The sequence below is a fragment of the Pseudoduganella sp. jia 12 genome (genome assembly GCF_055502675.1).
Genome location: NZ_JBUXKP010000009.1, coordinates 1 through 14,636, shown reverse-complemented (window position 1 = coordinate 14,636; position 14,636 = coordinate 1). Strand labels below are relative to the sequence as shown.

The 14,636-nt window shown below is 67.6% G+C and carries 10 protein-coding genes; 3 read left to right on the top strand and 7 right to left on the bottom strand.

Going from position 1 to position 14,636, the window contains the following annotated elements; translation table 11 throughout:
* Positions 1–294: 294 nt before the first annotated feature.
* From lldD to ACY65G_RS19800, 3 genes are all read right to left on the bottom strand, one after another.
* Positions 295–1,428 carry an FMN-dependent L-lactate dehydrogenase LldD gene (gene lldD, locus ACY65G_RS19810; protein ID WP_464999012.1) on the bottom strand — a complete coding sequence of 378 codons (1,134 nt, stop codon included), beginning with the start codon at positions 1,426–1,428 and terminating at the stop codon, positions 295–297.
* A 150-nt stretch (positions 1,429–1,578) separates the two neighbouring features.
* Complete coding sequence (locus ACY65G_RS19805) at positions 1,579–2,649, bottom strand: glycosyltransferase family 4 protein (RefSeq protein WP_464999011.1); 1,071 nt, start codon at positions 2,647–2,649, stop codon at positions 1,579–1,581.
* Entirely contained in the window at positions 2,646–3,695 is a 1,050-nt protein-coding gene (locus tag ACY65G_RS19800; RefSeq protein WP_464999010.1) for a glycosyltransferase family 9 protein, read from the bottom strand. The genes ACY65G_RS19805 and ACY65G_RS19800 overlap by 4 nt, the downstream gene beginning before the upstream one ends.
* A 421-nt stretch (positions 3,696–4,116) precedes the next feature.
* Here ACY65G_RS19800 and ACY65G_RS19795 point away from each other — a divergent pair, with 421 nt between their 5' ends.
* The 3 genes from ACY65G_RS19795 to ACY65G_RS19785 all read left to right on the top strand — a co-directional run bounded on the left by ACY65G_RS19795 (position 4,117) and on the right by ACY65G_RS19785 (position 8,980).
* The gene (locus ACY65G_RS19795; RefSeq protein ID WP_464999009.1) at positions 4,117–4,482 is read left to right on the top strand and encodes a SiaC family regulatory phosphoprotein; all 366 of its coding nucleotides are present in this window, start codon (positions 4,117–4,119) and stop codon (positions 4,480–4,482) included.
* Positions 4,483–4,750: 268 nt separating this feature from the next.
* Complete coding sequence (locus ACY65G_RS19790) at positions 4,751–5,338, top strand: PEP-CTERM sorting domain-containing protein (protein ID WP_464999008.1); 588 nt, start codon at positions 4,751–4,753, stop codon at positions 5,336–5,338.
* A 90-nt stretch (positions 5,339–5,428) separates the two neighbouring features.
* The gene (locus tag ACY65G_RS19785) at positions 5,429–8,980 is read left to right on the top strand and encodes a pectinesterase family protein (RefSeq protein ID WP_464999007.1); all 3,552 of its coding nucleotides are present in this window, start codon (positions 5,429–5,431) and stop codon (positions 8,978–8,980) included.
* 36 nt (positions 8,981–9,016) lie between these two features.
* On the opposite strand, the gene tagF is transcribed toward ACY65G_RS19785, so the two are convergent.
* The 4 genes from tagF to gudD form a co-directional block, all read right to left on the bottom strand.
* A complete protein-coding gene (gene tagF, locus ACY65G_RS19780; protein WP_464999006.1) occupies positions 9,017–10,024 on the bottom strand; it encodes a type VI secretion system-associated protein TagF in 1,008 nt (335 codons plus the stop codon).
* 452 nt (positions 10,025–10,476) lie between these two features.
* Complete coding sequence (locus ACY65G_RS19775; protein ID WP_464999005.1) at positions 10,477–11,664, bottom strand: GGDEF domain-containing protein; 1,188 nt, start codon at positions 11,662–11,664, stop codon at positions 10,477–10,479.
* Positions 11,665–11,948: 284 nt separating this feature from the next.
* Complete coding sequence (locus ACY65G_RS19770; RefSeq protein ID WP_464999004.1) at positions 11,949–13,163, bottom strand: pyridoxal phosphate-dependent aminotransferase; 1,215 nt, start codon at positions 13,161–13,163, stop codon at positions 11,949–11,951.
* 131 nt (positions 13,164–13,294) lie between these two features.
* Positions 13,295–14,635: a glucarate dehydratase gene (gene gudD, locus ACY65G_RS19765; protein ID WP_464999003.1), complete on the bottom strand. Its 1,341-nt coding sequence runs from the start codon at positions 14,633–14,635 to the stop codon at positions 13,295–13,297.
* Position 14,636 lies beyond the last annotated feature (1 nt).

Here is a 14,636-nt window from a genome sequence, read left to right as displayed (position 1 = left end):
ATGCGATACCCTCGTGAAGGTGCGGGCGAGCGCTTGCGAACAATCTCGTTCCTGGCGCGTTTCGACGCCCACGCTCACGCCCACGGATCTGCGGTCCAGGCGGCGACTCAGGCGCAGGCACGGCGCGAGCCAGGCGCCGGCCCCTCTGCTGGATGCGCCGTCGCCCAAAGTGCGGTCGGTTCGCACGCCGGCAGCGCTGCGGAGAGAGCGTACAGCCAGCAACCGCTCGCTGCCCGAAGGCGGACAGACGCAACATCCCGGTGTCTGTGTGGCCGGCATGACGCCGGCCGCAAGTCACCGCGCCAGCACTTCCGGCCCGATCTCGCGCACGGATCTCACGCCGGTCAGCACCATATTGGTCCGGATATCCTTTTCCATGATGGCCAGCAGTTTCGCGACGCCGGCTTCGCCCTGGGCTGCCAGAGCGTACACGAACGCGCGGCCCAGCAGCACGCCGTCGGCGCCCAGGGCCAGCAGCCGGAACACGTCGGTGCCGGTGCGCGCGCCGCCATCGGCGAAGATCGTCGTCCTGCCCTTGACGGCATCGGCGATCGCCGGCAGGGCGCGGGCGGTCGACAGCGCGCCATCGAGCTGGCGCCCGCCATGGTTCGACACGACGATGCCATCGGCGCCGAACGCCACCGCGTCGCGCGCGTCGTCCGCGTCCAGGATGCCCTTGATGACCATCGGGCCTTGCCATTCGTCGCGGATCCACTGCAGGTCCTGCCAGCCGATCGCCGGATCGAAGTTCGCGCCGAGCCAGCCGATATAGTCGGCCAGGCCGGTCGCATGGCCGCGGTAGGCCGAGATGTTGCCCAGGTCGTGGGGGCGGCCGAACAGGCCCACGTCCCATGCCCAGCGCGGATGCGTCATGGCCTGCAGCATGCGCCGCAGCGGGCCGTTCGGGCCGCTCATGCCGCTGTGCGCGTCGCGGTAGCGGGCGCCGGGTACCGGCATGTCGACGGTGAACACGAGCGTGGAAGCGCCCAGCGCCCTGGCGCGCTGCAGCACGTCGCGCATGAAGCTGCGGTCCTTCAGCACATACAGCTGGAACCAGATCGGCTTGTCCGCGGCGGCGGCCACCTCCGACAGCGGGCACACGGAAACGGTGGACTGGATGAACGGGATGCCGCGCTTGCAGGCCGCGCGCACCGCCTGCACTTCGCCGCGCCGCGCATACATGCCGGTCAGGCCCACCGGGGCCAGCGCGATCGGTAATTCATGGCGTGTGCCGAACCACTCCGTGGACAGGTCGAGCTGCTCCGATCCCTTCAGCACGCGCTGGCGCAGTTTCACCTCCTGCAGGTCGCTGACGTTGGCGCCCAGTGTCTGCTCGGCACCGGCGCCGCCATCGAGGTAGTGGAAGAGGAACGGAGGCAGCTTGCGGCGTGCCGCCGCACGGAAATCGGTCGCGGATGAAATGATCATGTAATCGGTCGGTTGTCGGTTGCCACGGCAGGCGGCGCAGCCGCTGGAGCGGCGTGCGCGGCGCATTCGCCAAACGATCAATTGTAGTGCCGGATTCCGCCCGTTGCAGTCAATATTCTGAGAGAACGCGGGCAGGGCGGGCGCGCCGGCCTATGCGGCCAGGCACTGGCGGTACAGGTCGAGGTAGGCGGCGGCGGCCTTTTGCCACGTGAACCGCATGGCATGCGCGCGGGCACGCGCCGCGCCCGCCGCGCCGCCATCGTCGCCCTGGAAGCGCGCCAGCCCGGTGGCAAGGACCTCGCGCATGTGCTCCGGATCGAAGTGATCGAAATAGCTGGCCACGTCGCCGCCCACCTCGGGCAGGCTGGTCAGGCGCGACAGGAACACGGGGCACCCGTGATGCATGGCCTCGATGACCGGCAGGCCGAACCCTTCGGCGAGCGAGGGAAACAGGAAGGCCTCGCAATGGGCGTAGTACCAGTCCTTGTCGGCCTGGCTGACGGGGCCCGTGATCGCCACCTGGTCCGACACGCCGAAGCGCGCCGCCTCGGCCAGGATCTTCTGCCTGTATTCTTCCTTGACCACGCCGGCGATCACCAGCGTGCAGTCCGTCGACCGCACCAGCGGCACGAGCACGTGGAAGTTCTTCTTCGGGCATACCATGCCTACCGTGAACAGGAAACGGCCCGGCGGCACGAAGCGCGGCGCGTGGCCCTCCGGCGCAAAGCTGGCATCGGCGCCGTTGTGGATGACCGAGATCTTGTGCGCGGCATCGGGAAAGAAGCGCAGGATGTCCGTTTTCACGAATTCCGAGATCGCGACCACGCGGTCGACACCGTCGATCTTGCGCGCCATCCTGCGCAGATACCTTTGCAGCTTGCGGCTGCCCGCCGGCTGTTCGTGCACCTGGTTCATGTCGTGCACGGTCATGACCGTCCTGGCGCGCACGCGGTCGGGGCCGAAGCGGCAATACTGGTCGGTAAAGTGCACCACGTCGTAGTGTCGCGCCCGCGGGAAAATCCAGCGGTGGTACCTGCGATGGTCCACGTAGGAAGCCTGCGGGCCCAGCACCCCATGCTGCGGTGGATACGTGTAGGCGCTCGTGACGAAACTGCCCGCGCCCTGCCGCACCAGTTCGCGGCCGAGGCTCCGGCCGAACGTGTGCAGGCCGGTATTTTCAAAGCGCATGGAATCGAGCGTGAGCAGCAGCCTCGACGTCATAATCCGGTGTCCGCCAGCCGTCCCCCGGCATGGCATGCCACGGCGCGGTCGCGCCACCGCGAGATCACCTCGGCCACCTGCGCGGCGGTGATCGCCTGCATGCACACGCATGCTTGCGGGCCGGTACAGGTGTCGCACTGCCTCGCCGTGGCAAGCGACGTGGCGTTCGTGCCGAGGGCGCCCCAGCGGATAATGTCGATCGGCTGCACGGGCGGGAACAGGCCAAGCGCGTTGCGCCCGAGGGCCGCCGCGACGTGCAGCGGCCCGGTGCCGCTCGCTACCAGCCCGTCGGCCATGCCGATCAGCGCGACCAGGCCTTCGAGGTCGAGGCGGCCGCACAGGTTGCGCACATTGGGGCTGGCCAGCAGCGTGCCGGCATCGCGCGCCAGCAGCTCGCCCTCGGCAGGGCTGCCGGTGATCCAGATCGCGATGCCGGGATCGCCCTGCAACCGCGCGGCGAGTTCGGCGTAACGCTCGAGAGGCCATTCCCGGCCGTTGCCGTTCGACTTGGGATGCAGGATCAGGTTGAAGGGCGCGGCATCGAACATGGCGGCAATCTCCGGCGAGCGCGGCGCATGCAGGCGGTACAGCGGAGGGATCTCCGCCAGCGACGGCATGTAGTCGATGTCGAGCGGTTTCAGTAATGCGAAATTGAGCTGCGCCTCGTGCAGGCGCGAGCGCACGCGGCTGAAATGCGCGAGCCGGTTGCAGGTCCACCAGTGGTGCAGGCGGTGGCTGCTGCCGACACGGTTCGGCACCCTGGCGCGGCGCGCCGCCAGCGCCAGCGCACGATGGGGGAAGGCGAAGATGACGGTGTCGTACCGGCCACCCTCGAACAGGGTGTCGGCATCCACTTCCTCGAGCGCGAGCACGTGGTCGACGGCGTCGCAGCAGCGCACGACGGGCGCCGCATAGCCGCGGCACAGCATGTCCACGGTGACGCCCGGGATGAGCTGCTTCAGGTACCCGGCCAGCGGCAGGGTCAGCACGACGTCGCCGATGTTATCGGTGCGGCAGATGAGGATGCGTGACAGGGCTGGAGGCATTACGGGACTTCTGGCATTCTTCTCGAAGGGGTGGCCGAATGGGGGAGATTGGCATTTTAAGCAAAATGCCCCGTCTTGTCTCTGTCCGGACTGCCTTTTTTACGCCGCATTCCGCCTTTTGCATGACGTGCGTGGCGTGCATGACGTGCGGGCCGCGTGCCTGGCGCAGGCGCCGCCAGCTGGTGCCGCGATCTTAAGCAATGAATGTGTCAGCGGCATTACCGCCCGGCGCACGGATGCTTGCCGCCGTGGACCGGGTGCTGCCTGTCACGTTGCCGTCATGCCCGGTCCCTACAATGCGCGCTGTCCGAACCCGACTCCCATCGCCATGCCGTTACCGGTTTTTTCGCTCCCCCGTCCGCGAGCCGCCACCTGGGCGGAAGATGATTCCTGCAGCACACCGGCCGGGCTGCCGGCGGTCATGCTCGATACGGCCACTCGCCGGCTGACGCTGGCCGGCGTGTCGCGCCCCGACGACGCAAGAGCCTTCTATGCCCCGCTGATCGGCCGCCTGCGGGCATGCCTCGACCGGCGCAGCCGCGATGCGTTCGATGTCGACATTGCCCTCAGCGCCATCGATACCGGCAGCGAGAAAATGCTGTTCGCGTTGTTCGACACGCTGCATGAAGGCGCGCTCGCGGGCAATTCCATCGCCGTCCGCTGGCGCCTCGACGGTACCGACCGGCGCTGCAAATGGTTCCTCGATTCGCTGCGGGACCGTTTCCCGCTGCTGGGCTTTACCGACTGCGCGGAGCATGCCGGGCTGGCAGCCGCCGTAGCATCGTAGTGGCGGCTGCGGCTGGTGTAAAAAGCGCAACACCCCGAGCAAGCGCGATGTTGCCATTTTGGCCTGACCAATCTAGAATGGGCCTGACCGGATGAGCTGGCATTCCTGCAACCTTCCGGCCGCAGCACCGTACTACTGACCGTCTTCGAGCAAGGCCCGGCCGCCATCGGCCCGGCCACCCTCGAAGCGGCGCGGGACACGCGAGGTGTTCCACGGCGACCGCTCCCCGCGGCGCTCCCGACATCATAAAAACAGATCGGAGACACGCTTGAACACCCACTACCTATCCACGGCCGTGGCGATTGCCGCCCTGGCCCTGAGCACCGCGCATGCGGGCGTGCTGCCGCTGCAGGACGCCACGATCACGGCCACCTACAACGGCAGCGCCACCGGCATGCTCGGCCTGGACCACGGTTTCGTCACCGGGCCGGGCACGAACACCAGCATGCTCGATCCCACCGGCACCGGGGTCGAGTTCCTGACCGACGACTTCCTGTTCGGGATCGACTTTTCCGCCGGCGGCGCATTGACCGTGATCGCCAACGGCGCGGTCCCAACGGGCGCCTACAGCATGCGCTTCGATTTCGGCACCAGCCTGGCCAGCCCGATCAGCGCCTTCACCTTCGTCGGCACCGATGGCGCCAGCGGCATGCCGGGCCTGTCGATCATCGATACGCACACCATCGCCCTCGACCTCGCCGGCGTGCAGTGGAACGAATTCGGCTCGGTGACGGCACAGGTGAGCACGGCCGCGGCCGTGCCCGAGCCGTCGAGCATCGCGCTGCTGGCCGCCGGTCTCGTGGGCCTGGGCGTCACGCGGCGCATGCGCACGGGACGTTCGCCGCGCGGCCGCTGATCGCCGCCACGGCAGCGTTCAGCAGCGCTCTGCAGCGCATCCGCGGGCCCGGCCCGCACCACAATCCGTTCCTCCATCAAGGAGCAATACATGCGACATCTTGCATTCAAGGCGGCGCTGTGCGCCGCATTCCTGTCGTGCGCCGCGCCCGGCCGCACGGCTGATCCGGTCGACCCGGCACGCCAGCACGCGCCATCCGACGGGTGGGCCAGCCAGGGCGGCGGCACACAGGGCGGTTCCAGCGCCCCGGCCGCGCAGATCTATACCGTCGCCAACCGCGCGCAGCTGCTCGCGGCGATCTACAACGGCGGCACCGAGGCCAAGATCATCAAGGTGGCCGGCGCCATCGACATGAGCGAAGGCCAGCCCTTTGCCAGCAGCGCCGACCAGGCTGCGCGCGGCGCCATCCGCCTCAAGAGCAACACCACGCTGATCGGCGCCAACGCCGGCGCCGGCATCGTCAACGGCCACATCCTCGTGTCCAACGTTTCGCAGGTCATCATCCGCAACCTGAAGGTGGCCAATCCCTGCGACGTGGGCCCCGTGTGGGATCCGACCGACGGCTCGTCCGGCAACTGGAATTCGGCATTCGACGCCATCGGCATCTCGGGTTCGAGCCACGTGTGGGTCGACCATGTGAGCTTCACGGATGCGCCGGTGACGGACGATCTGCTGCCCATCGAGAATGGCCACGTGAAGCAGTGCCACGACGGCGCGCTCGACATCACCAACGGCTCCGACTACGTGACCGTGTCGTACAACCTGTTCGAGAAGCACAACAAGAACAACCTGGTCGGCGGCAGCGACGGCGCGACCGGCGACGAAGGCAAGCTGCGCGTCACCTTCAGCAACAACGTGTTCCGCGACGTGGCCAGCCGCGCACCGCGCGTGCGCTTCGGCCAGGTCCACCTGTTCAACAATTACTATGCCGGCTCCCGCTCGCATGCCGTGTACCCGGTAAGCTATGCCGTCGGCGTGGGCACCGCGGCCAAGATCCTGTCGAACAACAACGTGTTCGAGGTGGCGGGCGCGCGGGCCTGCCCGGACGTCGTAAAGGACTTTTCCGGCGCCATCGCCGGCGCGTTCAAGGACAGCGGCTCGCTGCTGAACGCGGCGGCGCTGGGCACCTGCGGCGTTTCCCCAGCCGTCAGCTGGACACCACCGTATGCCTACAGCCCGCGGCCGGTGGCGCTGGTCAAGGCGAATGCGCTGGCGCAGGCCGGCGGGGGCAAGCTGAAAACCGCGGTCACCGGTACCGGCAGCACCACGATCGACACCGGCCCGAGCCTCGTGTGCCCGGCTTCGGGCCTGTACTTCTGCGACGACTTCCAGGGTAATAACGCGGCGAAATGGGACCTGCTGCCCGTGCCCGGCCCGAACGGCAGCTTCCGCGTGCAGGATGAGGTGGCCGGCAGCGCCAACAAGGTGCTGCAGTACACGGCCGCATCCACGGGCGGCGTGCTCGCGCTGCTCAAGCCGGCAGTGCTGGACAAGGTGCCGTCCGGCGACTACTTCGTCGAGGCGCGCATCCGCCCGATGACGAACGGCACCACCGGCAACAAGCACCTGTACCTGGTCACGCGCTATGTCGATGCGCAGAACTGGTATGGCGGCGGCCTGAACGTGCAGAACAGCACCGCCAGCACGCAGGTCGAGATCGCGAAGATGTTCGCCGGTTCGCTGAGCCGTCCGAAACAGGTGCGCAAGGCAATTGCGATGGATGGCCCGTTCTACACCGTGCGTTTCGAGATGATCGGCAGCACGCTGACCGTCTACCTCGATGGCGAAAACCTCGGCTCGGTCACCGACACGGCATTTGCCGCGCGCGGCCTGGTGGGCGTGTACACGGCCAACAAGTCGTTCCAGATCGATGATGTGCGGGTTGGCGATCCGGCCCTGAAACCCGCGCAGCTCTCGCTCGAACCGGCCGTCACCACGTATGTCGCGGAAGCGGGCGACGTGCCGCTGCAGGTCAGGGTCAATGCGCGCGCGCCGGACAGCACCACGGACAGCTACACCGCGGTATCGAGCAACCCGGCGGTGGCCTCGGTGGCCCTCGACGGCAACCTCGCCACGATCACGCCGGTCGGTTCCGGCACGGCGAACATCGTGTTCACGTCCGGTTCGGATCCGCTGCTGACGCGCACGATCGCCGCCACCATCGCGCCACGCTTCGCGCAACCGACGCAGACCTACCAGCTCGACAACGCCACCTACCCGGCCGCGCAGGCCGGCGGCGAGCCGGTCGACCTGTCGCTCAAGCTGGTGTTCGACAGGCCGCCCGTGCTGGGCAGCGGCGGCAGCATCCGCGTGTTCCGCAGCGCCGACGATGCGCTGGTCGACGTGGTGCGCCTGACCGGTGAAACCGACACGATCGGCTATCCCGGCCAGGACATGGTGCGCAAGGTGAACACGACGCCGATCACGATCGAGGGCAATACCGCAACGATCAAGCTGCACAGCAGCAAGCTCGACTACGGCACCGAATACTACGTCGCCGTGTCGGATGGCGTGTTCACCGGCACCACGCTGGGCGGCGTGCCGTTCGCCGGTATCGGCAGGCTGGGTGGCTGGTCGTTCACCACCCGCGGCGACGCGCCGGCCGGCGACACCGTCACGGTCGACGACGATGGCGCCGCGGATTTCCGCACGGTGCAGGGAGCGCTCAACCATGCGATGCGGTATTTCGCCAAGGAAGATCCGGTCACCATCCGCGTGAAAAACGGCGCCTACCAGGAGCTGCTCTACCTGCGCAACAAGGACAACGTGCGCATCGTGGGCGAGAGCCGCGACGGCACCGTGATCCGCTACACCAACAACGATTCGCTGAACTCGGGTACCGGTTCGAGCCAGGGTGCCAGCACCAGCGGCGCCCGCGGCGGGCGCTCGATCATGCTGGTCGAAGCGGTCGACATGCTCAGCCTCGAAACGCTCACCTTCAATAACACGACACTGCGCTCGCCATCGATTTCGGCCCAGGCAGAAACGCTGTACTTCAACAGCGATGGCGGCCGGCTGGTGGCGAAGGACGCGGCCTTCCACAGCGAGCAGGACACGCTGAACCTGAAAGGCTGGTCGTGGTTCTACCGCACGCTGGTGGCGGGCAACGTTGACTTCATCTGGGGCGGCAGCCGCGCCGCGCTGTTCGAGGAAAGCGAGATCCGCTCGGTGGGCGACAGTACCAGCGCCACGGGCGGCGGCTACGTGCTGCAGGCCCGCGTGCCGGCGGCCACCGACAAGGGCTTCGTATTCCTCAACAGCACGCTGACCCATGGCCCCGGCCCGGGCCCGTTGCATGGCGATGTGCCGGACGGCGCGACCTACCTGGCGCGCAGCCCGGGCGGCACGTCGAGCTGGGACAACATCGCCTTCATCAACTGCCGCATGGACCGTCACGTGGCCCCGGTCGGCTGGGCAGGCCTGGGCGTGAACAACCAGCCGGCGCCCAACCCGGTCGAGCCGAACGCCGCCTCCGGCTGGCGCGAATACGGTACCACCGACCTGGCCGGCACGCCCATCGACCTGGCTGCGCGGGTGGGTGGCTTCCAGCTCAGTGCCGGCGACGTGGAGACGGGCTTCGCGACGCGTGCGAAGGTATTCGCAGGGTTCGGGAACGGTGCCGGCTGGGATCCGCAGCCGTGATGTGTCCGGAGCGAGACGGGGACATCTTCAATATCTTCAGGTTCCAGTGAAGGCCGTGCACACGGAATCGAACGCGGACTTGAGGGACAGCTCGGGCCGGGCCAGATACGTGGACAGGTCCTTCACGGCGTCGTCGTCGTTCACCTGGTCTTCCACCCAATCCAGTTCGTCGAAGGCGATGTGGCGGTCCAGGCCGGCCTGCGGGTCCATGATGGCCTGCAGCGTGTACGCCGACGCGCCGGAGAAGCCCAGCACCAGGGTGGGGCGTCCGGCCAGGCGCGTGACGAACAGCGCCAGCTCGAAATCGGCGCGCGCCAGGAACGGCGTCACCAGGTGCATCCAGAACGCCGCCACCAGGCCGCGGTGCATCGGGTCGACGGGGAGCGGCAGTACCAGGCTCTTTTCCAGGCGGCTGGAACCGCTGGCCAGCACCGGCTGGAGCAGCATGCCCAAAGCCAGCAGCACCTGGCGCACGGAGCCCGCGAAGCCGCCCTGCGCCAGCTGCGCCTGCACGCCGCCCACGGTCTGCAATGCGAGGAAATCCGCGAACACCGCGCCATAGGCGGCCGCGCGCAGGTCCAGCTCGATGAGCTGGCCCGCCGCGGCGTGCAGCGGGGCGCCGGCATCCGGCGCGCTCACCACTTCGTGACTGAGCGCTTCCAGGCGGTGCCACAGGCGGTTCAGCACCAGCGGCGCATCGCCCATGAAGGCGCCCGGTTCGGGCACCTCCAGGGTGCCCATCATCAGGAACGGGAAGCGCCGCTGCGACCGGTCGCGGCTGGCCACGATATGGCCGGCGATCGCATGGCGCCGGCGCGGGCCGATGATGGCGAAGTTGAGCGGCGCGACCGCGTCGTAGGACAGTTTCCAGCGCGCGTCGGCGCTCATCAGGTCCATTGCCTTGGCCAGCCAGTCGTCGAGCAGCTTGAGCAGGGCGGGGTTGCCGCCGCCCTTGACGAAATCGCCGCGGCTGGGGACCTTGCCGAAGTAGCCGACGGCGGTGGCGCCGGCGGTGGCGCCGGCGGGAACGGTGGGACGGTTCATTGCGCACCTCCTGCTGCAGTGGACGCCGCGGCCGAAACGACCGGCGACGCACGATGATCGTTTCCGGCAGGCGCATGCGCCTGAATCCCCGGCCTCTTGCAGGCTTCGCCCGCCCGCCGGCGCAGCAGCGCGGCATCGGCCTTGCGCGCCACGTCCGCCGAATCGTCGCGCAGGGCGGCCGGCCGCGCCTGCGCCGGGAATCGGCCCCTGCTGGCGGATGGTCAGGAACGGCCGCCCGTCGGCGGCGAGCGTGTCGGGGCAGGCGCCGAATGCGGCCAGCCCCGCCAGGCCGTCCTCGATCCACGTGCCCATCGTACTACGACAACGATGATTTCTTCATCCGCAGCGATGCTGCAAACGAATGCCTTCCCTGTCTGCGGCCGGACGGGTGGAAAAACGGCATCGCATTTCGCAACGTGGCGTCGCCGCAGTCTTGCCGCCCGTCGGCGGCTTCAGCCAGCCGCGCGCAGCGCTCCCGGTTCCACATTGCCGCCCCGCACCGCATTGCGCCCGCCACGCTTGGCCGCATAGAGCTCGGCATCGGCGGCATCGATCAGCCGTCCTCCCGATGCCGACGGTTCGGCATGCATGGCCGGCACCGCGGCGATCCCGAAGCTGGCCGTCGCGGATACGGACGTGCCGGATTCCAGGTGGCTGGTGGCACCGGCAAAGGCTCGCCGGATCTGTTCGGCCAGCGCCTGCGCGCCGGCCAGATCGGTTTCAGGCAGCACGATCAGGAATTCCTCGCCACCGTAGCGAACCACGCTGTCCACCGTGTCGCGCGTCATCGCCATCAGCATGCGGGCAAAGTCGGCCAGTACCTGGTCGCCGGCCGTATGGCCATGGGTATCGTTGATGCGCTTGAAGTGGTCGATGTCGCACATGATCACGGATAACGCGGTGCCGTAGCGGCGCGCGCGGGCCAGTTCCGCATCGAGCAGGCCATTGTGCAGCACGCGCCGGTTGTAGCAGCCGGTCAGCGGGTCGCGGTCCGCCTGCCGCCGTTCGAGCATGGCGCAGCGAAACTGCAGGCGCTGGGCCAGGTGGAAGCGCATGGCGGCGATGTAGCCGAGCGCGTTGGCGAGAATCAGCAGCAACACCAGGGTGAGCAGGTCGTCCGCCTTCAGGAAACCTTGCACTGCCAGCATGGTGCCGAACACCACGCTCGATCCGACGCCGATCGCCACCGAATACACGAAGCGGTTCGGGAAGTTGACATACACGGCCATCAGGATCAGGGCCTGCGACATCGTGTTCCACGCCATGGCCTCCGGCTGGTACCACGACACCACCATGAAGGCGGCCAGCGCCACGACGAGCAGCGCGCAGGCGGCCGAGATGGAAACGCGTACCGACTCGGGGCGGCGGCGAATCGCGAAATGGCCGCCCAGGGCCACCAGCGCCACGATCAGCCGCAGGGCAACGAGAGCCCACGCCACATGGGTGAACCCCAGCGTGGCGAAATCGGTCACGCCGAACAGCACGTAGAAGCCGGCCGCGAACAGCAGGCTGCCCTTCAGTTGGGCATTGCGTTGTGGCAGCAGGTGGCGAACGAAGCGGTCTTCGACGGCGGGGTCGGCGAATTCCGCGCGGCGGCGGTCGATACTGAGACTGGGGGTGGCAAGGTGCAGGGACAACACGAAATCTCCGCCAGCAAGACGGATCACGGTATCCCGGCAGCTGGTATCAGTAATGCATCAAAAGTCGTTTGAAAACATTTGAAGTCCCAACAACACACGGAGATTGGGTAGTCGGCGCGGAAACTCGTTTGGGGACTTGCGAAGCGTGCGCTGTTCGCAGCGCCTGGACGAGATTGTAACCCACTCGGTAATTAAATTGCCCCAAGGATACAAATATTTCACAAGTCCAGCGGGAAAGTGGCGCGGTGCATACAGCGCCGCGCAGGCAGCAGGCCCGGATTGTCTTATTGTCCAGCGATCGCCAGGGTGGCAGCCGTGCCGGCGTGGCGCAGGCTTGCCATGAAGGTCGCCAGCCGCCTGATGGCTTCGGCCAGCTGGGCGGCACTGGCCGCATAAGACAGCCGTACATAGGCATCCGCTTCGCAGTGGCCGAAATCCTTGCCCGGCGTGAGTGCCACGTGCACTTCCTGCAACACGCGTTCGCAGAACTGCCACGATGTCAATCCTGTGGAGCGGACATCGAAATACACATAGAACGCGCCGTCCGGGGGCACGGGCACCGGCAGGCCGATGCGCGCGAGGCCGTCGAGCACGAGTTCCCGGCGTCGCGCGAATTCAACGCGGCGCTCTTCGCACACGGCCAGCGACTCGGGCGTGAAGCATGCCAGCGCCGCCTGCTGGGCGATGGTGGACGGGCAGATATAGTAATTCTGCGCCAGCCGCTCCATCGTGGGCACGAGCGCCTCGGGCACCACGCACCAGCCGAGCCGCCAGCCCGTCATCCCGAAATACTTCGAAAAGCTGTTGATGACGATGGCATCGTCGTCCGACAGCAGCACGGTGCGCGGCGGCCTGCCCGAAGCATCGCGGTCGCCCAGGTTCAGGTAGATCTCGTCGACGATCCGCCAGGCGTCATGCTCGCGGGCCCACGCGCAGATGGCGGCCAGTTCGCCGGGCAGTACCGAGGTGCCCGTGGGGTTCGACGGCGTTGCCACCATCACGCCGCGCGTGCCCGCAGTCCAGTTCGCGCGCACGGACGATTCACTGAGCTGGAAGCGCGTCGCGGCATCCGTCGCCACCAGTTTGACGTCGGCGCCGAAGCTGCTGAGGAACTGGCGGTTGCACGGATAGGACGGATCGCCCACGATGACTTCGTCGCCCGGATCGACCAGGGCGGCCGTCACCAGCAGCAGCGCGGCGGAGGCGCCGGCCGTGACGATGATGCGTTCCGGCGAGATCGTCACGCCATGTTCGCGCAGGTAGAACCCGGCGATGGCGGCGCGCAGCGCCGGCAGGCCCAGCGCGGCGGTGTAGGGGAGGGCGCCATGTTCCGCCGCGGCGGCCGCGGCGCGGAGCACGGCGGGCGGGGCACCGAAATCGGGCTCGCCGAGGCTGAGCCGGATCACGTCATGGCCAAGCTCGGCCAGGGCAGCGGCGCGCTTGCCGAATTCCATGGCGAAAAACGGGTCGACGGCTTGCGCGCGTTGGGAAATCTTCATCGGTTCATTCATGCAGTGCGGATGGGAAGCCGTTAGTGTACCCGGTGACCGGCGGAACGCTGTACTGCCTGGTGAACTGCCGGCCCAGCGGACCGGCACGATGAGCGATGGCTCGATCGACGACGGCGCGATCAGCGCACCAGGCAAGGCTTCTTGTTGTCGAACTGCCAGTTCGGCACGAGGAACTGCATGGCCGCCGCATCGTCGCGCGCACCGAGCCCCATGTTCTTGTACGCCTGGTGCGCCTTTTCCAGTTCCGCCTCATCGAGCTCGATGCCCAGGCCCGGCTTTTGCGGAATGGCGATGAAACCGCCTTCGATCCGCATCGGCTCCTTCGTCAGGCGCTGGCCGTCCTGCCAGATCCAGTGCGTGTCGATCGCCGTCACCTTGCCCGGCGCCGCCGCGCCCACGTGCGTGAACATCGCCAGCGAAATGTCGAAATGGTTGTTCGAGTGCGAACCCCACGTGAGGCCGAACATCTGGCACAGCTGCGCCACGCGCACGGAGCCCTGCATGGTCCAGAAGTGCGGGTCGGCCAGCGGAATGTCGACCGACTGCAGCTGGATCGAGTGGGCCATCTGGCGCCAGTCGGTGGCGATCATGTTGGTGGCCGTCGGCAGGCCCGTGGCGCGGCGGAACTCGGCCATCACTTCGCGGCCCGAGAAACCGTTCTCGGCGCCGCACGGGTCTTCCGCATAGGCGAGGATGCCGTGCTTGTCGCGGCACACGCGGACCGCTTCCTGCAGCGACCAGGCGCCGTTCGGGTCCAGCGTCACGCGCGCTTCGGGAAAGCGCTCGTGCAGCGCGACGATCGCTTCCATCTCCGCGTCGGCGCTCAGCACGCCGCCCTTCAGCTTGAAGTCGTTGAAACCGTAGCGCTCGCGCGTGGCCTCGGCCAGGCGCACGATGCTTTCGGGCGTCAAGGCTTCTTCATTGCGCAGGCGGAACCACGCGTCGCCGGCATCCGGTTCGGCGCGGTAGTCCAGATTGGTTTTCCTGCGGTCGCCGACATAAAACAGGTAGCCGAGCATCTCCACCTTGTCGCGCTGCCGGCCCTCGCCCAGCAGATCAGCCACGGGCACGTTCATGAACTGGCCCAGCAAATCGAGCAGCGCCGATTCCATCGCCGTCACGGCGTGGATCGTGATGCGCAGGTCGAAGGTCTGCTGGCCGCGGCCACCGGCGTCGCGTTCGGCGAACGTGCTGCGCATCGCGTTGAGGATGTTGTTGTATTCGCCCAGGCTCTTGCCGATCACGAGGGAGCGCGCGTCTTCCAGCGTCTGCCGGATCTTCTCGCCGCCCGGCACTTCGCCCAGGCCCGTGTTGCCGGCGCTGTCGGTGAGGATCACGATGTTGCGGGTGAACCAGGCGCCGTGCGCGCCGGAGAGGTTGAGCAGCATGCTGTCCTGGCCCGCGACGGGCACGACACGCATGTCGGTAACGGTGGGGGCGCCGGAAACGTAGTTGGTCATG